The sequence below is a fragment of the Aeromonas sp. JL9 genome (assembly GCF_024436075.1).
GTDB classification, from domain to species: Bacteria; Pseudomonadota; Gammaproteobacteria; order Enterobacterales; family Aeromonadaceae; genus Aeromonas; species Aeromonas veronii.
In genome coordinates this window covers 15,642-35,367 of the sequence record NZ_JANFNV010000039.1, presented here as the reverse complement: position 1 = coordinate 35,367, position 19,726 = coordinate 15,642, and the positions used below count along the sequence as shown (strand labels likewise).

The window sequence follows — 19,726 nt, the reverse complement described above, 5'->3', positions numbered from 1 at the left end:
GGAAGTGCGCACTAAAGTAGCGTAAACAAGACACCGGTTTGAGGCCGGTGTCAGGTGATAACTAGATCTGTACACACTTCGTTCATTACACCCTACGGTATGATTACTCATGTTGCCTTTTTTCAGGTTGCTGTATTTTCGATATTTCATTAGCTATATCAATAACTGCTTTTGCATCGGAGGGTTGTAAGTAATCAATGAGTGTTAACTTCTTAGTGACCCCATTTAATGAAGTCCCCATAACTATTCCTTTCTTGTTATCCGCATCAAGCCAAAACCTATCATGGATTTCATCTGTTATGATATCTATTATTCTTATGTTTGGATTGATGGATTTTAAAATATTGTGCATAGCATCTGGGCTGCGCTTTTTAGCGGCGCTAGTGAAGAATGTTATGCTTTGTAGTGAATCTGATAGCTCAAGGATCATTTTTTTAAACAAGTGAAGAACCTTTTCTTCATTTGAATAGAAGAATGCATCGATAATTATTAGGTTTTTCACACCTACCAATGTGCGGATAAATCCAAGAATTACAGTCTCAACTTCATCTACAGTTATACCAGGGTGTAAGATAGAGTCACAGGTTATATGGTGTCGAAATAAAGATGATAGCCCATATTTGATAAACTCTTCACGTAAAAGTCCTTGAAGGTGAGTGGTGTTTAGTCGGGTTAACATGAAATCGCGACTTAAATCAGGATGTTCAGAAAAGCGTTGGAAGATATCTCTGCTATTAATGCTGTTGTTACCATAGCACGCTAGGATAGTAATTTCTTTATTGATCATAATATCTCTTTGTGAAAATTAAGGTGCCAGTATTAGTTGCTAGTTAGTGTATCGTTGCCTTGGAACCACTATCAAATATTGGTTCTTTCATCGTGTTAATTGGAGCGTAACGGATTATCAGGCTTCAGGAGTCGTGTGGTAGAGATAGCCATAATCATCGTCTCTTCACGTGATAGAAATCGATAGGATTCGCCCTGCTACAGAAATCAGTCTGCTGGGACAAGGGCATAAATGTGTGCATCAAGGGGCTGTCCATGAAGAAATATGCGATTTTTTGCCCGGCACTCAAAGGTGGCCCCGGTAGCAATGGCAACCGCTTCGCTGGCGCTGTTGCCAATCCCCGTCACGATCTCCAGTCGAAATAGTCCCAACTGCTGAAAACCAAAGTCACGGAGCAGGGCGACCGCCTGTCGGGCGATACCGCATCCTTGGCGGGATTGGCGTACCCAATAGCCGATATTGCCGTAACGATGATGGGGCGACAGCTGGTTGATACCTGCGCCACCCAACAGCTGGCCGGTGGTGGCGCAGAAAATGCCCATGTCAAAGGCACGTCCCGCTTCGCGATCCTGCTCGCAGTTGGTAAACCACTCCAGTGCGTTTTCCCGAGTAAATGAATGGGAGCACCAGCTCATCCATTTGCCGACCGTCTCTATGGATTCGTGGGCCGCGCGGACAAACTCGTCGGCATCGACCGCTTCGAACGGGCGGATCACGATATTGGCGTTGGCAAGGTGCGGGAGTGTCATCACTTATCCTGCTTTTTCAGAAAGTAACTGATATGCCCCGGCGGCATATCGGGCAGCTGGCCAAAGACTTCGTAACCATGCTTCTGATAGAAGGGGAGAGCCTGAAAACTGGTGGTTTCCAGATGGTAGTTGCTGATGCCCTTGCTTTGGGCGTACAGCTCCATGGCGCCGAGCAGGCGACCGCCCCAGCCATCGCGGCGGATGCTTTCATCGATCCAGAGCCAGTCGACGTGCAGCCAGCCCCACTTGATGTCGGCGATGATACCGCCGTGTACCTTGCCCTCTTTATCCTTGATAAAGCTGGCGATCCGCTCGCGCAGATGGGTGCCGGCGTGACCCATGTTGTAGCCCGAGAGACCAATGCGCAGCGCTTCAACATCATCGTCCTGAGGCGGTTGGGGTGGGGTTAGTTGCATATGGGCTCCTGCGGTATGGGTTGTGGCGGCGTCAAAGGGTTAAAGCAATACCCGTTTGGACTCTGTTTGGTCAAGTGTTCTGGTCGCTCGCCACCAAGCGTGCATGGTATGGCGGCCAGTCAATGGCCCTTGCAACTTCCATCCCCCTTGCATCACCCCAGAGTGAGGCGCAGACTGTTTGGCCTTGTTTTTATGCGATTCGATTCAAGGCAACCATCATGACTCCTGCCATCAACCTGCTGAAGAAGCTAAAAATTCCCCACAAGCTCTACCCCTACGAGTGCGAAGCCCACGACGATTTCGGCAAGCATGCCGCGACCCAGCTCGGGCTGCCGGAGGCGCAGGTGTTCAAGACTCTGGTTGCCCATCACGACAAGCAGGCGGTGGTGGCCATCGTTCCCTCATCCGGTATGTGCAGTCTGAAGCAGCTGGCCAAGGCGACCGGTCTCAAGAAGGTGGAGATGATGAAACCGGCGGAAGCGGAGAAGCTGACCGGTTACAAGGTGGGCGGCATCAGCCCGCTGGCCCAGAAGAAATTGCTGCCCACCGTACTCGATGAGTCGGCGCTGCAGTTTGACGAGATCCTGGTGAGCGGCGGCAAGCGCGGTCTCTCGGTCGGCGTGGCGCCGCAGGATATGCTGACGCTGATGAAGTGGATCGCCGCTCCCATCGGCGAAGAGTAGTGCCGGGCACGGCGTGAACCTGCTCCCCGGGCCTGTGGTGGCCCGGATTGCCCCACCTGTGATCGGACGCGCAAGCCGTGATTGCCCCGTGCTCAACGGGGAGTGTGCCAGTCTATACTGGGTGAACCCCGTTGTATGAGTTCAGCCATGATGTACCGACTTCTGTTGCTTTGCCTCTGTTTATCCCTCCCCTCTGCCTTGCTGGCTGCCACCCGTTTTACCCTGCTCAGCCCTGAAAACAGTCAGGATATGCGGATGCGTTATTACCGTGAGGTGATGCAGCTGGCGTTAGAGAAGACTCGCCCCGAATATGGCGACTACGAGTTGCTGGACTCCCTGCCGATGAACAAGGCGCGGATGCGGATCGAGGTGCAGGAGCAGGGCAAAAACGCCCTCTTTATTGTCGACAGCTGGCCTTATCAGGGGGAGGCGGTGGCGGATCAGGTGGCATCGATCCCGTTCCCGATCGATATGGGGATCCTCGGCTATCGGGTCTGTTTTGTCGGCTCGGATCGTGCTGCCGAGCTGGCGCGGGTGAACACCCTGGATCAGTTGCGCCACTTCACTCAAGGGGTGGGCACCGGCTGGCAGGATGCGGCGATCCTGCGCCACGGCGGGCTGACGGTGCATGAGGTGGATAACTACGAGTCGCTGTTTCGTATGGTGGCACGAGGGCGCATCGATCTCTTCTGTCGTGGGGCCAACGAGATCCTGCCGGAGTGGCAATCTCATCAGGGCAAGGTGGCCGGTTTGACGGTCGATCGCCATCTGGCCATTTTCTATCCGCTGATCCACGTGTTCTACAGCAATGCCCGCTACGTTCAGGAGCGCGAGCGCCTTGCGCGCGGTCTGCAACTGGCCTGGCAGGATGGTTCGCTCAAGCGGCTCTGGCGCCATCACTTCCAACCCTCGCTGGTGTTTGCCAATCTGGGGGCTCGCCAGATTTTCCGGCTCGGCAATCCGCAGTTACCCAAGGGCGGTTTTGACTATCGTCCCTACCTTTACAACCCGCTGGCGGATGATTTCGGTTCACTGCCCTGAGCCGAGTTATCAGGTGCGCAGGCTCTGATAGAGTAAGGGAGAGATCATTGCCGCCAAGGATATGGCCCATGCGCGCATCTGCCCGCTATCTGCTCTTTATTGCGTTGCTGCTGCCCGCGACCGGCGGTGCGGCCCCTGCCTTTACGCTGCGTACCTGCTTTGAAAACAGTGATTCCTATCCTTGGCTGCTGCAATCGGGGGAGGGGGTTGTGCAGTATCACCTCAAGGCGGTTGCTACCGCTCTTGATGCCGAGATCGTGCTGACGCCGCTGCCGTGGAAGCGCTGCCTCTCTCGGGTGAGCAGTGGCCAGATGGATGCGGCCATCAAGATGAGTTACAGCGTCGAGCGGGCGACCAGGGTGGGGGTCTATCCCATGCGTGAGGGCAAACCCGACCCCGCCAAGCGGCTGCTGACCGAGAGTTACAGTCTCTACCAGCTCAAGGGTGGCAAAAGCCAGTGGGATGGCTCCACCCTCAGGGTCAAGGGCATGGTGGCGGCCCAGTCGGGATTTTCCATCGTTGAGTTGTTGCTGGCGGCGGGGGCCGAGGTGGACGATTCCAGTCGTGACCCGCTGATCATGTTGAAAAAGCTGGTGATGGATCGGGCGCAGGCGACCGCCATCCAGACCGAGGTGGCTGACAGCATTCTGGCGGCCCATCCCGCGTTGCAGGCCCGCATCGAGCGGCTGTCGCCAGTGCTGGTGGAGAAGCCCTACTATCTGGTCTTCTCTCACCGCTTCTATCAGGCCCATCCCCGACAAAGCCGACAGGTGTGGGATGCCATCGAGCAGGTGCGCGACTCTGCTGCCTATCAGCGTTATGCCACAGCGCTAAGAAGCACGCCTCCGGTGGGGGAGTAGGCTGATGGATGCGACTGGCCGAAAAGGGGAGGAGAGCGTGGGGGGGCAGGGCCGAGCGGCCACGCTCAGGGGCTACACTGAAAGTACCCCCTTCAGCCAAGGCGCGGTTTATGTCACCCCTGCATCTGCTGGCCACCGCTCTGCTCTGCATGTTGTCGCTGACCGGACAGGCGGCCACCCGGTTTACCTATATCAGCCCGGAGAGCGAGCGAGATCCGCGCACCACTTATGATCGGGAGCTGCTGCGGCTCGCCCTCGACAAGACTCGCGACCAGTTTGGCGACTATCTGCTGGAGCCTGCGCCGCCCATGACCAAGGCGCGCGAGCGGGTCAGCATGCAGCTCGACAGCTATCCCAACCTCTTTGTGATGGATAGCTACAGCAGCACCCGCGAGGATCTGGGGCTCGCCTATGTCCGTTTTCCCATCCATCTGGGGATCGTCAGCTACCGCATCTGTTTTGTCAGCCCGCAGCAAAAGGCGGCGGTGAGCAAAGTGACCGACCTCAAGGGGCTGCGCCAGTTTACCTTCGGTCAGGGCAAGGGGTGGCTGGATGTGGATATCCTGCGTTACGCCGGGATGGAGGTGGTGGAAGTGGAGGGGTACGAAAAGCTGTTCAAAATGGTGGCGCGGGGCCGCTTCGATCTCTTCTGCCGCGGGGTGAGCGAGCTGCGCAGCGAGCAGCTGACCCACAAGGAGATGACGGATCTGCTGGTGGATGACGCACTGTTGATCTACTACCCGCTGCCCCGGGTTTTCTACACCAATCCCAACAATCGCGAGGCACTGCAGCGGGTCGAGCGGGGGTTGCAGCTGGCGTGGCAGGATGGCTCGCTACAGGCGCTGTGGCGCAAGAGCTTTGGCCCGGCCATCGCCTTTGCCAAGCTATCCCAGCGCCGGCTGTTGCGACTGGATAATCCCTTTCTCGACGGGATCAGCTTCGATTACCGCCCCTACTTCTACAATCCGCAGACCGATCGCTTCGGCGATTACTGAGGTGCCTGCCGCTGGCGGCAGAGGGCCAGCCAAGCCTCGGCGGTGCGCGACAGATAGCGCTCGCTCGGCCAGATCACCCCGAGCCGCCAGCTCAATTCGGGCTCCAGCGGCCGCAGCACCAGACCATCCGGGGTCAGCCGGTGGCAGACCGGCTCCGGCAAGAAGGCAACCCCCATGCCGCTGCGCACCATGGCGGTGAGAAAATCCCACTGGCTGCTGCGCGCCGCCACCTGTGGCACAAAGCCCGCCTCCTGACACGCCTGCTCCAACCGCTCGCTCAGGGTAAACGCCTGGGTATAGAGCAGGAAGGGCTCCTCCTGCAGAGACTCCAGCCGCAGCGGCGCATCGCCATGCCAGCGGGGTTGATCTGGCAGCACCACCCGGATCGGGTATTGATCCAGCTCCAGCGCGCTGAGGGCGCCCCCCTCTTTGGTCGGCAGCATGGTGATAGCGAGATCCAGCTCCCCCTCCAGCACCGCCTGTTCGATGCGGCGACCGCCGTACTCCACCAGGGTCAGCTCAACCTTGGGATAGCGGCTGCGGTAGGCGCGGATCAGGTCCGCATAGACGTGACCCACCATGGGGGGAATGCCGAGGGTGAGGCGACCATGTTGCAGGCTCTGCAGATCCGCCAGTTCGGCCTCCAACTGCTGCATCTCTGCCAAGATGGTCTGGGCCCGGTTGAACAGCACCTGGCCGCTGTCGGTCAGGGTGAAGCGGCGCCCTTCCCGGTTTAGCAGGGGTTGACCCAGCTCCTCCTCGATATTGCGGATCATCTTGCTGATGGTGGGCTGGGTGACGAACAGCTTTTCAGAGGCGCGGGTGAAGCTTTTTTCCCGCACCAGTTCGACAAAATAGCGCAGGGCGCGAATATCCATGGACTCTCTCGACTCGTGTTGGCGGGTACGGGATGAAGTATGCCTATGCGGCATGAATTCGATAATTTTAATTCATTTCTGGCAGGTTTTGCTCGACACTATACTGTGAGCCGGTTCACAGAAAGACGATGATCATGAAAGCCCTCTGCTTGCGCTGGTTACAGACTCCCTTCCAGATTGTGTTGCTGGCAGCCATCTGGCTGCTGGCCGATACCGCGGTGCGTACCCTCCATCTGCCGCTGCCCGCCAACCTCACCGGCATGTTGTTGCTGCTGGCCTGCATCCTGCTCGGGGTGGTTAAGGCCGAGTGGTTTGAGGCGGGTGCTCGCTGGCTGCTGGCCGAGATGCTGCTCTTCTTTGTGCCCGCCGTGGTGGCGGTGGTCAACTATCAGGATCTGCTGTTGCAGGAGGGGTGGCGCATCATGGTGGTGCTGTTGGTGAGCACCACGCTGGTGCTCGGCACTACCGCGCTGGTGGTGGACCGGGTTTACCGCCTCGAACTGAAACTGGCCCGCCGGAGTCGCCGTCATGTCTGATACCCTGCTCGGGCTGATCTGCTTCGCCCTCACCCTGCTCTTCTACTACGCCAGCAAATGGCTCTACGGCAAAAAACGCATCCTGCCGCTGATGCCGCTGCTGCTGGCGCCGACCCTGCTGGTGGCGGTGGTGCTGCTGTTCCACATCCCCTATCAGGATTACATGGCGGAATCCCACTGGCTGCTCTGGCTGCTGGGCCCCGCCACTGTAGCCTTCGCGGTGCCGGTCTACGAGAACCGCCAGCTCATTCGTCGCCACTGGTTGTCGCTGTCGGTGGGGGTGGTCGCCTCAGTTATTATGGCGGTGGGGAGTACCGTGCTGCTGGCCCGCTGGCTGGATCTCTCCGACATGTTGCAACGCAGTCTGGCGATGCGCTCCATCACCACGCCGTTTGCGGTGGAGGCGACCCGCGCCATCGGCGGTCAGAGCGACCTCACCGCGCTGTTTGTGGTGCTGACCGGCGTCATCGGTATGGCGGTGGGGGAGAGCGTGCTCACTGTGCTGGCCATTCGCAGCCGCCTCGGCAAGGGGGCGGGGTTTGGCGCCTCGGCCCACGGCGCCGGCACTGCCAAGGCTTATCAGATGGGTAATGAGGAAGGGGTGGTCTCCAGCATGGTGATGATGATCGCCGGTATGGTGACCGTGCTGCTGGCGCCCCTGCTGGGCCGGATGTTCTGGTAGGCCTGGCTTCCCTTTAGAAGGCGGCTCGTCCCGGCGCTACACTCTAGTGAGCCTGTATTTCCGGGATGAGCAGTATGACCTTTCATCGCCTCGCTTCCTGCTTGCTGTTGTGCAGTCTTTCCCTCCTTGCCACTCCCCTACGGGCGAGCGACGTCATCACTCATATCAGCCCCGAGAGCGATCGGGACTTGCGTACCCTCTATTTTCGCGATCTGTTGCAGCTGGCGCTGGAGAAGACCCGCGACAGCTTCGGTGACTACGAGCTGCGAACCGCGCCGCCGATGAACCGTATCCGAATGCGACAGATTGTGCAGACTCAGCAATACCCCAATCTGTTTGTGGCCGACAGTCTACGTCCGGCCGCGGAGAGCGGAGCGCTGGATTACGTCCGTTTTCCGGTGGAGCTGGGCATCCTCGGTTATCGCATCTGCTTTGTCAGTCCGCAGCAGGCCGATGCGGTGGCAAGGGTCAATACCCTGGCCGAGCTGCAGCAATTTCTGCACGGGCAGGGGCGTGGCTGGCAGGATGCGGAAATCCTGCGTCATGGGGGTTTCAAGGTGCAGGAGATCGACGGTTACGAGCGGCTGTTCAAGCTGGTGGCGCGTGGCCGCATCGATCTCTTCTGCCGCGGGGCCAACGAGCTCTTTATCGAGCAGGAGCAGCACAGTGATCTGCCCGGCCTCACCGTGGATCGGCGAGTGGCGCTGCACTATCCCTTCCTCCACCTCTTCTACACCCACAAGGATAATCAGGCCGCCATCCGCCGCCTCTCGGTCGGCCTCAAGCTGGCGTGGCGGGATGGCTCACTGCAACAGCTCTGGCTGCGCCACTTCAAACCTTCCCTCGAGCAGGCGCAGCTCCCCAAGCGCCTGTTGTTCGAGTTGGCCAATCCGCGCTTAGATAAGGTGGATTTTGATTATCGGGCCTACCACTATAACCCCGTCGACGGGACGTTCGGGCCCGGGCTGCCTTGATCCTGATGGTGCTGTTACCGGATAAAGGGCCGTCTCTGCTGATGTGCTAAATCATGCCCAAAAGGCATGTTTTTTATTATTTAAATTCATTTTTTGAAGGTTGGTGCGCTGCATATACTGGGGGTCGCTTCACGGTTCAGGTTTGCTCCTGCCCGCTTCTGGCTTGTGCGAGTGAGCCTGAATCGTCCTGCTGCGGCGTCTTGATGTTCTGCATGAAGGCGTCCATCACTGGGCCGGGATCGATCCCGGCAGGTATTACAGCTGACGGAGCCTTGTTATGTTTAATCCCCACCCTTGCGCCCTGATTGTCGAAGGGGGCGCGATGCGCGGCATCTTTGCCAGCGGCGTGCTCGATGCGTTTGTCGAAAGTCACCACTACCCGTTCGATTTCGTCATGGGCGTCTCGGCCGGTGCCACCAATCTGGTCTCTTATCTGAGCGAGCAGCCGCGCCGCAGTCACCACATCATCACCGAGCTGGCTTGCAGCTCCCGGTTTCTCGATCCCCTGCGTTTCGTCAAAGGGGGCGATCTGGTGGACATCGGCTGGCTGTGGCAGGCCAGTCGCCATCGCTTCCCGCTCGATCTCGACACTTTCTGTGCCCGCGACATTCCCTTTTACGCGGTGGCGACCGATGTGGCGAGCGGCAAGGCCATCTATCTGCCGGTGCGGCCCGACAACATGGATGAGGTGCTGACTGCCACCTGCGCTCTGCCGGTGGTGCAGCACGATACCCCCTGCGTCGATGGTCGCCCGATGGCCGATGGCGGGATCAGCGACTCCATCCCGGTGATCGAGGCCTATCGGCGCGGGGCGCGGCGGATGACGGTGGTGCTGTCTGAACCCTGGGGCTATCGCAAGAAGCCGGCCCGTTTCTGCTGGATAGTCAAAGCCTTGCTGAAAACCCAGCCTGCGCTGGCGCAAGCCATGCTGGAGCGGGATCGTGCCTACAACCGGGCGCTCGATTTCATCGCCAATCCCCCAGCCGATTGCGAGATCGAGGTGATCGCGCCACCGGCCGATTTCATGGTCTCCCGCTTTACCCAGGACCCGGTCAAGCTGGAGTCCGGTTATCTGCAGGGTTACTGGCAGGGGCGCCAGAGCCTGCTGCGGGCCCGTGGAGAGGCGCGAGCGGTGGCCTGACTGGTTTGCCGGGTGCTGAATATGATGCGCTGAATATAAAAAGGGGAACCTCGCGGTTCCCCTTTTTGCATGCTTGCGCGGCATCCTGTGCTTACAGCATCTGCTTGAGGCGATAGAGCAGGTCAAGGGCCTGACGGGGGGTGAGCTCGTCGGGGCGCACTGCGTCCAGCTCTTCCACCACCGGATGAGGCTGCGGGGCGAGAGTCACCGGAGCCGGGCGGCTTTCACCTGCGGCGACCGGAGTGGCGCTCTCCAGCTCGTGCAGTTTGTGGCGGGCCTGCTGGATCACCGATTTCGGCACCCCGGCCAACGCCGCCACTTGCAGACCGTAGGAGCGGCTGGCCGCGCCTTCCTGCACCGCGTGCATAAAGGCGATGGTGTCGCCGTGCTCCACCGCATCCAGGTGGACGTTGGCCAGCCCGCTCATCAGCTCGGGCAGGCGGGTCAGCTCGAAGTAGTGGGTGGCAAACAGGGTGTAGGCGCCAATCTTGCTCGCCAGCTGTTCGGCACAGGCCCACGCCAGCGAGAGGCCGTCGTAGGTGCTGGTGCCGCGGCCAATTTCGTCCATCAGCACCAGACTGCGGGCGGTGGCGTTGTTGAGGATATTGGCGGTCTCGGTCATCTCCACCATAAAGGTGGAGCGCCCCGACGCCAGATCATCCGACGCCCCGATGCGGGTGAAGATGCGGTCGATGGGGCCGATGCGGGCGCTGTCGGCGGGGACGAAGGCACCGATATGGGCCAGCAGCACGATCAGCGCAGTCTGGCGCATGTAGGTCGATTTACCGCCCATGTTGGGACCCGTGATGATCAGCATCCGCCGCTCCCGCTCCAGCCGGATGGGATTGGCGATAAAGGGATCTGTCATCACCTGCTCAACCACCGGATGGCGGCCCGCTTCAATGATGATCTGATCTTCGTCGATGAGGGTCGGGCAGCGGTAGTCGAGGGTCTCGGCCCGCTCGGCCAGGTTGGCCAGCACGTCCAGCTCCGCCAGTGCGGCGGCGGAATCCTGCAGATCGCCGAGGTGGGGCAGCAGGGCATCGAGCAGCTCTTCGTAGAGCCGTTTCTCCAGCGCCAGCGCCTGGGACTGGGCGGTGAGCACCTTGTCCTCGTACTTCTTCAGCTCATCGATGATGTAGCGTTCGTTGTTCTTGAGGGTCTGGCGGCGGATGTAGTGGGCCGGCACCAGATGGCTGTTGGCGCGGCTCACCTCGATATAGAAGCCGTGCACCTTGTTGTAACCCACCTTGAGGGTGTTGATGCCGGTCAGCAGTTTTTCCCGCTCCTCGATGCGGGCGAGGCTGGCGGTGGCGCCGTTGGCGAGATCCCGCAGCTCGTCCAGCTCCTGATTGAAGCCGTCACGGATGACGCCACCATCGCGGATCAGCACCGGCGGCACTTCCATCACCGCGCGCTCCAGCAGGTCGAGCAGCTCGGGGAAGGTGCTGGCCCGCTCGGCCAGCTGTTGCACCGCTTCGTGCTCGTTGTCCGCCAGCAGGCGCTGCAATTCGGGCAACTGGGCGAAGGCCTGACGCAGGCGGGTGAGGTCGCGCGGGCGGGCCGAGCGCAGGGCCAGACGAGCCAGCACCCGCTCCACATCCCCCACCTGACGCAGCAGGTTGCCCAGCTCGTCATAGAGGTTCTGCTCAATGAGCTCCTTGATGGTGCTCTGGCGACCTTTCAGGATCACCCGATCGCGGATCGGCTGGTGGATCCAGCGCTTGAGCAGGCGGCTGCCCATGGGAGTGGCGGTGCGATCCAGCACCTCGGCCAGGGTATTTTCATAGCCACCGGCCAGATTCTGGGTCAGCTCCAGATTGCGGCGGGTGGCGGCATCCATGATGACCGCGTGATCCGGCTGCTCGAGGCGCACGTTGCGGATGTGGGGCAGTGCGGTGCGCTGGGTATCTTTGACGTACTGCATCAGGCAGCCAGCGGCGCACAGGGCGGTCTCGCTCTTGTCGACGCCAAATCCCACCAGATCCTGGGTGCCGAACTGCTGGCAGAGCAGCTTGCGAGCTGTGCCCAGCTCAAACTCCCACTCCGGGCGGCGACGCAGGCCGCGGCGCCCCTCGATATGGTGCAGGAACTCGAACGATTCGGGATAGAGCAGCTCGGCCGGATTGGTGCGTTGCAGCTCAGCCAGCAAGGTCTCTTCTTTCTCGAACTGATTGATGAAGAAGCGGCCGGAGCCGATGTCCATGGTGCCATAGCCGAAGCGGCGGCCATCGTGGTAGACGGCGGCGATCAGGTTGTCCTGCCGCTCGCTGAGCAGCGCCTCGTCGGAGACTGTGCCCGGGGTGATGATGCGAATGACCTTGCGCTCCACCGGCCCCTTGCTGGTGGCGGGATCCCCCACCTGTTCGCAGATGGCGGCCGACTCGCCAAGCTGCACCAGCTTGGCCAGATAACCCTCGATGGCGTGATAGGGAACACCCGCCATCGGGATGGGGCTGCCGGCCGACTGGCCGCGCTTGGTCAGGGAGATATCGAGCAGCTGGGAGGCCTTGCGGGCATCGTCATAGAACAGCTCGTAGAAGTCGCCCATCCGGTAGAACAGCAGGATCTCCGGGTTCTCGGCCTTGAGGCCAAGGTACTGCTGCATCATGGGCGTGTGGGCGCTCAGATTGGCGCCGGGAGCGGAGCTTGTGGCGCCGCTGGCTTGGTGTTGTGCGGTCATGTTCTGTTCCAGAAGGGGCCTCTGCGGGCCAGTGTCTGCGGTGATGAGCCTTGGGCTTGATGGCGCCATTCTACACATAAGCGCCGCGACGGGGGAGCAGGTGTTCCGGGCGCGGTTGCTCTGCGCTATTGAAGGCATGGCACAGGTGCGGCACCTCACATTGTGGCAGGCAAGGGCGGTCTGCCGTGGTTGCGGGCGGCGCTAGCGGGATCGCATAATGTGCCCCTTGAGCGGATCATAAGGAGTCGTGATGAAACTGGATGCAGAGATAGAGCACCTTGCCATCGAGCTGGGACGGGCCCTTGGCCAGCGGGGCTGGCTGGCGGCGACCGCCGAATCCTGTACCGGCGGCGGGGTGGCCAGCGCCATCACCGACATCGCGGGTAGCTCCGGCTGGTTCGATCGCGGATTTGTCACCTACACCAACGAGGCCAAGCAGCAGATGTTGGGGGTGAGCAGCGATAGCCTTGAACAGCACGGTGCGGTGAGTGAAGCCGTAGTGCTGGAGATGGCCCGCGGCGCGCTGGCGCACTCGTCTGCCTCCATCAGCGTTGCTATCAGTGGCATCGCCGGCCCCGGCGGCGCCACCGAAGGCAAGCCGGTCGGCACCGTCTGGTTCGCCTGGGCCGACCGCAACGGTCGTCACCACTCCCTGCTCGCCCGCTTCGACGGGGATCGCCGACAGGTACGCCAGCTGGCGGTGAGACAGGCCTTGTCGGGTCTGTTGGCGCTGCTCAGATAAATTGGGCTTGATACTGTATGAATAGACAGTATACTTAGCCCAACTTCACTTCTTACTCACGATTTCCAGCGGAGATTGGCATGGATCAGAACAAACAGAAGGCACTGGCGGCTGCGCTGGGTCAGATTGAAAAGCAGTTCGGCAAAGGTTCCATCATGCGTCTGGGCGACAGCAAGACCATGGATATCGAAGCCATCTCTACCGGTTCCCTCTCGCTGGACGTGGCGCTGGGCATTGGCGGTCTGCCGTGTGGCCGTATTGTCGAAATCTACGGCCCGGAATCTTCCGGTAAAACCACCCTCACCCTGCAGGTGATCGCCGAAGCCCAGAAGAAAGGCAAGACCTGTGCCTTCGTCGATGCGGAACACGCCCTCGACCCTATCTACGCTGCCAAGCTGGGCGTCAACGTCGACGACCTGCTGATCTCCCAGCCGGATACCGGTGAACAGGCGCTGGAGATCTGCGACATGCTGGTTCGCTCCAACGCGGTTGACGTTATCATCGTCGACTCCGTGGCGGCCCTGACGCCGAAAGCGGAAATCGAAGGGGAGATGGGTGACTCCCACGTTGGCCTGCAGGCCCGTCTGATGTCCCAGGCGCTGCGCAAGCTGACCGCCAACATCAAGAACGCCAACTGCCTGTGCATCTTCATCAACCAGATCCGGATGAAGATCGGCGTCATGTTCGGTAGCCCGGAGACCACTACCGGTGGTAACGCGCTCAAGTTCTACGCCTCCGTGCGTCTGGATATCCGTCGTATCGGCGCCATCAAGGAAGGCGACGAAGTGGTCGGTAACGAGACCCGCGTCAAAGTGGTCAAGAACAAGGTGGCCCCGCCCTTCAAGCAGGCCGAATTCCAGATCTTCTACGGCGCCGGTATCTCCAAAGAGGGCGAGCTGGTGGATCTCGGCGTCAAGCACAAGCTGATCGACAAGGCCGGCGCCTGGTACAGCTACAACGGCGAGAAGATCGGTCAGGGCAAGGCCAACGTGATGAAGCTGTTCGCCGAGAACAAGGTGATGGCTGGCGAAGTGGAAGCCCGCTTGCGCGAGCTGCTGCTCTCCGGCGCAGTGCCTGTCGATGACAAGGCTGCACCGGTTGAGGCAGACGAGTTCGATGCCGAAAGCGAACAAGAGTTCGAATAAGGAACAAAGGAAGGCCGGGTAGATACCCGGCCTTGTTATTTATGATGGTTGATGAATCCGTTACCGAACCGGTCGAGCCTGCCGAACCGACCTTTGCCGAGCAGCTTGCCGCCGCCCGCGCCTTTGCCATGCGCAGTTTGGCCCGCCGCGAGAGTGCCGAGTCAGAGCTGGCCAACCGGCTGCGCCAGCAGGGCTTCAATGAAGAGGTGATCGAGGCGGTGGTCGACTACTGCCGCGGTTACAACTGGGTCAATGACGAACGTTACGGCGGTATGGCGGTGCGGGCCGGTGCCGCCAAGGGCCATGGCCCCATCAAGATCCGCTTCGATCTGCGCCGCAAGGGGCTCGACGATATGCAGATTGATGCCGCCTTCGATCAGCCGGAGCTGGACTGGTTCGAACTGGCGTTTGCCTTGCTCGAACGGCGCGCCCGGGTGGCCGATCTGGCGGATTTCAAGCTGCGAATGAAGTGGCTCAAATATCTGCTGGGGCGCGGCTTTACCCGGGATCAGGCCCGTTACGCCATCTCGGCCCTGCAGGAGCGGGAGGAGTAACGCCACTGCGTGGCAAACATCGTTTCACCTCTCCTTGTGGCAGGTTTTTCCTGCCCGTTCAGTAGGTTGCGAGCGCAATCCCGAAAAAGCGGCCTTTTGTTCATCTCATCCCTCTTTATGCGCTGCTTTTTTGCCTCTCGACAGTGGAAAAAGCCACTGTAGGCGGTGCCGCTCTTTTCTGGCCCGTTTATGTGCGCTTTTTCGCCCGTGGCGGCCCTGTCCGTTTTACTTTACCCCGCAGAAAACTTACATTAATGCGGTTAAAAGTCCGTATTCGAATCAAGCAGGATTTTCCATGTATATGTCCACGTCAGAGATTCGCGCTGCGTTTCTCGAGTATTTCCGTTCCCAGGGGCACCAGGTTGTCTCCTCCAGCTCGCTGGTACCGCATAACGACCCGACCCTGTTGTTTACCAACGCGGGTATGAACCAGTTCAAGGACGTGTTCCTTGGCGCAGACAAGCGTGCCTACAATCGCGCGACGACTTCCCAGCGTTGCGTGCGTGCCGGTGGTAAGCACAACGATCTGGAAAACGTCGGCTATACCGCTCGTCACCACACCTTCTTCGAAATGCTGGGCAACTTCAGCTTCGGTGACTATTTCAAACAGGATGCCATCAAGTTTGCATGGGGCTTCCTGACCGAGGTGCTGCAGCTGCCGAAAGATCGCCTGCTGGTGACCGTCTACGCGACTGACGATGAAGCTTTCGATATCTGGGAAAAAGAGGTCGGTGTCCCGGCCGATCGCATCGTCCGCATCGGTGACAACAAGGGTGCCCCTTACGCTTCCGACAACTTCTGGGCCATGGGCGATACCGGCCCGTGCGGTCCCTGCACCGAGATCTTCTATGACCACGGCGATCACATCTGGGGCGGCCGTCCCGGCTCACCGGAAGAGGATGGCGACCGTTTCATCGAGATCTGGAACGTGGTGTTCATGCAGTTCAACCGTCAGGCTGACGGCACCATGGAGCCGCTGCCGCGTCCGTCCGTGGATACCGGCATGGGTCTGGAGCGTATCTCCGCCATCATGCAGGGTGTCCACTCCAACTACGAAATCGACATCTTCCAGGCGCTGATCAAGAAAGCGGCCGAGATTGTCGGCACCACCGATCTGAGCAACCAGTCCCTGCGCGTCATCGCTGACCACATCCGCTCCTGCGCCTTCCTGGTGGCAGATGGCGTGATGCCGTCCAACGAAGGTCGTGGCTATGTGCTGCGTCGCATCATCCGCCGCGCCGTGCGTCACGGTCGCAAGCTGGGCGCGACCGATGTCTTCTTCTACAAACTGGCTGCCGAGCTGGCAGTGCAGATGAAGGATGTCGCTGCCGAGCTGATCGCCCAGCTGCCGCTGGTCGAGCGCGTGCTGCGCATCGAAGAGGAGCAGTTCGTCCGCACTCTGGATCGCGGTCTGCTGCTGCTGGAAGACGCTCTGGCCAACCTGGGCGATGCCAAGGTTATTCCGGGCGAAGTGGTGTTCAAGCTCTATGACACTTACGGCTTCCCGGCCGACCTGACTGCCGACGTGGTGCGCGAGCGCGAGATCGGCATCGACGAAGAGGGCTTCAAGGCCGAGATGGAGAAGCAGCGTGCTCGTGCCAAAGAGGCCTCCAGCTTCGGCGTGAACTACAACGAGATGCTCAAGCTCGACTTCGAGACCCCCTTCACCGGTTACAAGACTCTGACCGAGCGTACCCGCGTGGTCGGTATCTACAAGGGTGTGGAAGAGGTGAGCGGTCTTATCGCCGGTGACGAAGCGGTCATCGTGCTGGAGGAGACCCCCTTCTACGCCGAGTCCGGCGGCCAGATCGGCGACAGCGGTACCCTGAAAGTGGACGACGGCATCTTTGCCGTGACCGACACCCTGAAAGCGGGCAAGGCGATCATCCACAAGGGCTACATGGAGCTGGGCACTCTGGAGAAGGGCGCCGAAGTGGAAGCCGTGGTTGACGCTGACCGTCGTCAGGCCATCGCCCTGAACCACTCCGTGACTCACCTGCTGCACGCTGCCCTGCGTCAGGCTCTGGGCGAGCATGTCACCCAGAAAGGTTCTCTGGTTGGGGCTGAGCGCATGCGCTTTGACTTCTCCCACTTCGAGGGGCTGACCATGGCGACCATTCGCCGGGTCGAGGAGCTGGTCAACAACCAGATCCGCGCCAACCACGAAATCACCACCCAGCTGATGGATCTGGAAGCGGCCAAGTCCGCCGGTGCCATGGCGCTGTTTGGTGAAAAATATGAAGACGACGTGCGTGTCGTGCGCATGGGCGATTACTCCACCGAGCTGTGCGGCGGTACTCACGCCAAGCGCACCGGTGATATCGGCTTCTTCAAGATCATCGCCGAGAGCGGTATCGCAGCTGGCGTGCGCCGTATCGAAGCGGTGACCGGCAAAGCGGCCATCGACTTCATGCATCAGGTCGGCGAGCAGATCGAAGAGGCTGCTGCACTGGTGAAAGGTGACCAGTTCTGCATCGCCGACAAGGTTCGCCAGATGCTGGACAAGGCCAAGATGATGGAGCGCGAGCTGGAGCAGCTCAAGGCCAAGCTGGCCGCTCAGGCCGGTAACGACCTGCTGGGTCAGGTGATCGAGATCAACGGTCAGAAGGTGCTGGTTGCAGCGCTGGAAGGGGCCGATCCGAAATCCCTGCGCGGCATGCTGGACGAGCTGAAGAACCAGATGAAGTCCGGTGTCGTGCTGCTGGCCACCTGTGCTGATGGCAAGGTCAACCTGATCGCTGGCGTCACCAACGACCTGACCGGCAAGGTCAAGGCCGGTGAACTGGTCAATCTGGTTGCCCAGCAGGTGGGTGGCAAGGGCGGTGGCCGTCCGGACATGGCACAGGCGGGTGGTACCCAGCCTGAGGCGGTGCCGGCAGCGCTGCAATCCGTTCACTCCTGGCTGGAAGAGCGCCTGTAATCGGGCGAGGTGATCTGTGGCACTCTATGTACAGAAGTACGGCGGCACCTCGGTCGGCACACTGGAGCGGATCGAGGCGGTAGCTGAGCGGGTCGAGCAGACCCGCGCCCAGGGACACGACGTGGTGGTGGTTGTCTCCGCCATGTCGGGCGAAACCAACCGGCTGCTGGGCATGGCCCAGCAGCTGGATCCTGATGCCAACCGGCGGGAGATGGATGTACTGGTCTCCACCGGTGAGCAGGTCACCATAGCGCTGCTGGCGATCGCGTTGAACAAACGCGGTTGTCCTGCGGTCTCAATGACCGGTGATCAGGTGCGGATTCACACCGATTCCGCCTATGGCAAGGCGCGCATCACCCACATCGACACCGAGCTGGTTCATGCCGAACTGGCTGCAGGCAAGGTAGTGGTGATCGCCGGTTTCCAGGGCCGTGACGAGCATAACGCCATCACGACGCTGGGCCGCGGCGGTTCGGATACCACGGCGGTTGCCGTGGCGGCGGCCATCAAGGCCGATGAGTGCCAGATCTTTACCGATGTGGATGGGGTATACACCACGGATCCGCGCATCGAGCCCAAGGCTCGTCGTCTCGACACCATCACCTTCGAGGAGATGCTGGAGATGGCCAGTCTCGGCGCCAAGGTGCTGCAGATCCGCTCGGTGGAGTTTGCGGGCAAGTACCGCGTCCCGCTGCGGGTGTTGTCGAGCTTTATCGATGGAGAGGGAACCTTAATCACATATGGAGGTGATAGGATGGAAGCTCCCCTGGTATCCGGGATCGCTTTTAACCGCAACGAGGCCAGCCTGACCATTCTGGGCGTGCCGGACAGACCAACCGTTGCCGCGCAGATCCTGAATCCGATCAGCGACGCCAACATTGATGTCGACATGATTGTGCAGAACACCCTGGGAGATGGCACCGCCGACTTCACCTTCACGGTGAATCGTGACGACTATCGCCGCGCCCGGGCACTGCTGGAGGAGACCGCCACCGAACTTGGCGCCTCCTGCGTGCAGGGGAATGGCGAAATTGCCAAGGTTTCCATTGTCGGTGTCGGCATGTGGAACCATCCCGGTGTTGCGCGCACCATGTTCAAGGTATTGGGCGAGGAGGGTATCAACATGCAGTTGATCTCGACCTCTGAAATCAAAATCTCTGTGGTGATTGACGAGAAGTATCTGGAGCTGGCGGTGCGAGCCCTGCACGCTGCTTTCGGGTTGGATCAGGCACCGCAAGAGCAGCCCTTGGGCTAACAATCTCTGATTGATTTAGTTTCAACCATTTACCATATCGGTATCTTTGTTAGATAATGTCGCATATCGATATAAAAACAAAACAGGATACAGGAGCAAGCGAATGCTTATTTTGACTCGTCGTGTTGGGGAAACCCTGATGATTGGTGATGAAGTGACTGTCACCGTACTGGGCGTTAAAGGTAACCAGGTCCGTATCGGTGTTAACGCGCCGAAAGAGGTCTCCGTACACCGCGAAGAGATCTACCAGCGCATCCAGGCCGAGAAAGTTCCGGGCCAACCGGGCTTCTAAGCCACTTTCATGGCTGTGACAAGGCGACACCTCATGTGTCGCCTTTTGTTTTTCCGGCCCCCTGAAATCGCCCTGCAGGGCGCGAAACTGCGGGATAAGTGCCGATATTGTTTGAATATTCCACGCTTTGACCAAATGCTGAGCGAACGCACTTTTTTCTCCAAAAAAGTGTTTGACTAAAAATCCCTGTGAAGTATTATCAGCCCCGCAAACGGAGAGGTGGCCGAGAGGCTGAAGGCGCTCCCCTGCTAAGGGAGTATGCGGCTTATACCCGCATCGGGGGTTCGAATCCCCCCTTCTCCGCCATTTGCGCCCGTAGCTCAGCTGGATAGAGTACCTGGCTACGAACCAGGTGGTCAGAGGTTCGAATCCTCTCGGGCGCACCATATTACG

General features: G+C 59.8%; 19 protein-coding genes and 2 tRNA genes. 16 read left to right on the top strand and 5 right to left on the bottom strand.

Translation table 11 applies throughout. The annotated features are described in order from the left end of the window. Positions 1 to 103: 103 nt before the first annotated feature. The 3 genes from NOM06_RS19170 to NOM06_RS19160 all read right to left on the bottom strand — a co-directional run bounded on the left by NOM06_RS19170 (position 104) and on the right by NOM06_RS19160 (position 1,952). On the bottom strand, positions 104 to 787 hold the full coding sequence (locus NOM06_RS19170) for a hypothetical protein (RefSeq protein ID WP_255912767.1): 684 nt from the start codon (positions 785 to 787) through the stop codon (positions 104 to 106). A gap of 206 nt (positions 788 to 993) precedes the next feature. Continuing rightward, positions 994 to 1,536 (bottom strand): GNAT family N-acetyltransferase, encoded by a 543-nt coding sequence (locus NOM06_RS19165; protein ID WP_255912766.1) that lies wholly within the window; start codon positions 1,534 to 1,536, stop codon positions 994 to 996. Continuing rightward, positions 1,536 to 1,952, bottom strand: coding sequence for a GNAT family N-acetyltransferase (locus NOM06_RS19160; RefSeq protein ID WP_255912765.1), 417 nt, complete (start codon positions 1,950 to 1,952; stop codon positions 1,536 to 1,538). Before NOM06_RS19160 ends, NOM06_RS19165 begins: the two co-directional genes overlap by 1 nt. 218 nt (positions 1,953 to 2,170) lie before the next feature. On the opposite strand from NOM06_RS19160, the gene ybaK reads away from it, so the two are divergent. The 4 genes from ybaK (at position 2,171) to NOM06_RS19140 (ending at position 5,531) form a co-directional block, all read left to right on the top strand. Continuing rightward, the gene (ybaK, locus tag NOM06_RS19155) at positions 2,171 to 2,635 is read left to right on the top strand and encodes a Cys-tRNA(Pro) deacylase (RefSeq protein WP_005336092.1); all 465 of its coding nucleotides are present in this window, start codon (positions 2,171 to 2,173) and stop codon (positions 2,633 to 2,635) included. A 147-nt stretch (positions 2,636 to 2,782) separates the two neighbouring features. After that, on the top strand, positions 2,783 to 3,676 hold the full coding sequence (locus NOM06_RS19150; RefSeq protein WP_150995439.1) for a hypothetical protein: 894 nt from the start codon (positions 2,783 to 2,785) through the stop codon (positions 3,674 to 3,676). 68 nt (positions 3,677 to 3,744) lie between these two features. Then, positions 3,745 to 4,536, top strand: a complete 792-nt coding sequence (locus tag NOM06_RS19145; protein ID WP_139494801.1) for a hypothetical protein — start codon at positions 3,745 to 3,747, stop codon at positions 4,534 to 4,536. A 110-nt stretch (positions 4,537 to 4,646) separates the two neighbouring features. Further along, the gene (locus tag NOM06_RS19140; RefSeq protein ID WP_255912764.1) at positions 4,647 to 5,531 is read left to right on the top strand and encodes a transporter substrate-binding domain-containing protein; all 885 of its coding nucleotides are present in this window, start codon (positions 4,647 to 4,649) and stop codon (positions 5,529 to 5,531) included. Here NOM06_RS19140 and NOM06_RS19135 read toward each other — a convergent pair. Further along, on the bottom strand, positions 5,525 to 6,409 hold the full coding sequence (locus tag NOM06_RS19135; RefSeq protein WP_255912763.1) for a LysR family transcriptional regulator: 885 nt from the start codon (positions 6,407 to 6,409) through the stop codon (positions 5,525 to 5,527). The genes NOM06_RS19140 and NOM06_RS19135 overlap by 7 nt on opposite strands. A gap of 134 nt (positions 6,410 to 6,543) precedes the next feature. Between NOM06_RS19135 and NOM06_RS19130 the strand changes: the two genes are divergently transcribed. From NOM06_RS19130 to NOM06_RS19115, 4 genes are all read left to right on the top strand, one after another. Further along, a complete protein-coding gene (locus NOM06_RS19130; RefSeq protein ID WP_255912762.1) occupies positions 6,544 to 6,945 on the top strand; it encodes a CidA/LrgA family protein in 402 nt (133 codons plus the stop codon). Continuing rightward, positions 6,938 to 7,627, top strand: coding sequence for an LrgB family protein (locus tag NOM06_RS19125; protein ID WP_041210813.1), 690 nt, complete (start codon positions 6,938 to 6,940; stop codon positions 7,625 to 7,627). Before NOM06_RS19130 ends, NOM06_RS19125 begins: the two co-directional genes overlap by 8 nt. 74 nt (positions 7,628 to 7,701) lie before the next feature. Continuing rightward, complete coding sequence (locus NOM06_RS19120) at positions 7,702 to 8,601, top strand: hypothetical protein (protein WP_245130923.1); 900 nt, start codon at positions 7,702 to 7,704, stop codon at positions 8,599 to 8,601. 277 nt (positions 8,602 to 8,878) lie between these two features. Then, a complete protein-coding gene (locus NOM06_RS19115; protein ID WP_255912761.1) occupies positions 8,879 to 9,742 on the top strand; it encodes a patatin family protein in 864 nt (287 codons plus the stop codon). Between the two features lie 91 nt (positions 9,743 to 9,833). Here NOM06_RS19115 and mutS read toward each other — a convergent pair whose 3' ends face one another. Continuing rightward, entirely contained in the window at positions 9,834 to 12,425 is a 2,592-nt protein-coding gene (gene mutS, locus NOM06_RS19110) for a DNA mismatch repair protein MutS (protein WP_370688937.1), read from the bottom strand. A 250-nt stretch (positions 12,426 to 12,675) separates the two neighbouring features. Here mutS and NOM06_RS19105 point away from each other — a divergent pair, with 250 nt between their 5' ends. From NOM06_RS19105 to NOM06_RS19070, 8 genes are all read left to right on the top strand, one after another. Further along, entirely contained in the window at positions 12,676 to 13,167 is a 492-nt protein-coding gene (locus tag NOM06_RS19105) for a CinA family protein (protein WP_144716007.1), read from the top strand. A gap of 80 nt (positions 13,168 to 13,247) precedes the next feature. Beyond that, on the top strand, positions 13,248 to 14,312 hold the full coding sequence (recA, locus tag NOM06_RS19100) for a recombinase RecA (RefSeq protein WP_005348744.1): 1,065 nt from the start codon (positions 13,248 to 13,250) through the stop codon (positions 14,310 to 14,312). A gap of 44 nt (positions 14,313 to 14,356) precedes the next feature. Continuing rightward, positions 14,357 to 14,866, top strand: a complete 510-nt coding sequence (locus NOM06_RS19095) for a regulatory protein RecX (RefSeq protein WP_144716017.1) — start codon at positions 14,357 to 14,359, stop codon at positions 14,864 to 14,866. 295 nt (positions 14,867 to 15,161) lie between these two features. After that, positions 15,162 to 17,786 carry an alanine--tRNA ligase gene (gene alaS / locus NOM06_RS19090; RefSeq protein WP_005336056.1) on the top strand — a complete coding sequence of 875 codons (2,625 nt, stop codon included), beginning with the start codon at positions 15,162 to 15,164 and terminating at the stop codon, positions 17,784 to 17,786. A 16-nt stretch (positions 17,787 to 17,802) separates the two neighbouring features. After that, the gene (locus NOM06_RS19085) at positions 17,803 to 19,041 is read left to right on the top strand and encodes an aspartate kinase (protein WP_005336054.1); all 1,239 of its coding nucleotides are present in this window, start codon (positions 17,803 to 17,805) and stop codon (positions 19,039 to 19,041) included. Between the two features lie 103 nt (positions 19,042 to 19,144). After that, a complete protein-coding gene (gene csrA, locus NOM06_RS19080; protein WP_005336053.1) occupies positions 19,145 to 19,333 on the top strand; it encodes a carbon storage regulator CsrA in 189 nt (62 codons plus the stop codon). 213 nt (positions 19,334 to 19,546) lie between these two features. After that, a tRNA-Ser gene (locus NOM06_RS19075) sits at positions 19,547 to 19,639 on the top strand. A gap of 3 nt (positions 19,640 to 19,642) precedes the next feature. Further along, a tRNA-Arg gene (locus tag NOM06_RS19070) sits at positions 19,643 to 19,719 on the top strand. Positions 19,720 to 19,726 lie beyond the last annotated feature (7 nt).

Excerpts from the sequence above, each read along its gene's own strand:
- NOM06_RS19170 (WP_255912767.1), bottom strand. The coding sequence starts at position 787 with ATGATCAATAAAGAAATTACTATCCTAGCGTGCTATGGTAACAACAGC.
- NOM06_RS19165 (WP_255912766.1), bottom strand. The coding sequence starts at position 1,536 with ATGACACTCCCGCACCTTGCCAACGCCAATATCGTGATCCGCCCGTTC.
- NOM06_RS19160 (WP_255912765.1), bottom strand. The coding sequence starts at position 1,952 with ATGCAACTAACCCCACCCCAACCGCCTCAGGACGATGATGTTGAAGCG.
- ybaK (WP_005336092.1), top strand. The coding sequence starts at position 2,171 with ATGACTCCTGCCATCAACCTGCTGAAGAAGCTAAAAATTCCCCACAAG.
- NOM06_RS19150 (WP_150995439.1), top strand. The coding sequence starts at position 2,783 with ATGATGTACCGACTTCTGTTGCTTTGCCTCTGTTTATCCCTCCCCTCT.
- NOM06_RS19145 (WP_139494801.1), top strand. The coding sequence starts at position 3,745 with ATGCGCGCATCTGCCCGCTATCTGCTCTTTATTGCGTTGCTGCTGCCC.
- NOM06_RS19140 (WP_255912764.1), top strand. The coding sequence starts at position 4,647 with ATGTCACCCCTGCATCTGCTGGCCACCGCTCTGCTCTGCATGTTGTCG.
- NOM06_RS19135 (WP_255912763.1), bottom strand. The coding sequence starts at position 6,409 with ATGGATATTCGCGCCCTGCGCTATTTTGTCGAACTGGTGCGGGAAAAA.
- NOM06_RS19130 (WP_255912762.1), top strand. The coding sequence starts at position 6,544 with ATGAAAGCCCTCTGCTTGCGCTGGTTACAGACTCCCTTCCAGATTGTG.
- NOM06_RS19125 (WP_041210813.1), top strand. The coding sequence starts at position 6,938 with ATGTCTGATACCCTGCTCGGGCTGATCTGCTTCGCCCTCACCCTGCTC.
- NOM06_RS19120 (WP_245130923.1), top strand. The coding sequence starts at position 7,702 with ATGACCTTTCATCGCCTCGCTTCCTGCTTGCTGTTGTGCAGTCTTTCC.
- NOM06_RS19115 (WP_255912761.1), top strand. The coding sequence starts at position 8,879 with ATGTTTAATCCCCACCCTTGCGCCCTGATTGTCGAAGGGGGCGCGATG.
- mutS (WP_370688937.1), bottom strand. The coding sequence starts at position 12,425 with ATGACCGCACAACACCAAGCCAGCGGCGCCACAAGCTCCGCTCCCGGC.
- NOM06_RS19105 (WP_144716007.1), top strand. The coding sequence starts at position 12,676 with ATGAAACTGGATGCAGAGATAGAGCACCTTGCCATCGAGCTGGGACGG.
- recA (WP_005348744.1), top strand. The coding sequence starts at position 13,248 with ATGGATCAGAACAAACAGAAGGCACTGGCGGCTGCGCTGGGTCAGATT.
- NOM06_RS19095 (WP_144716017.1), top strand. The coding sequence starts at position 14,357 with ATGGTTGATGAATCCGTTACCGAACCGGTCGAGCCTGCCGAACCGACC.
- alaS (WP_005336056.1), top strand. The coding sequence starts at position 15,162 with ATGTATATGTCCACGTCAGAGATTCGCGCTGCGTTTCTCGAGTATTTC.
- csrA (WP_005336053.1), top strand. The coding sequence starts at position 19,145 with ATGCTTATTTTGACTCGTCGTGTTGGGGAAACCCTGATGATTGGTGAT.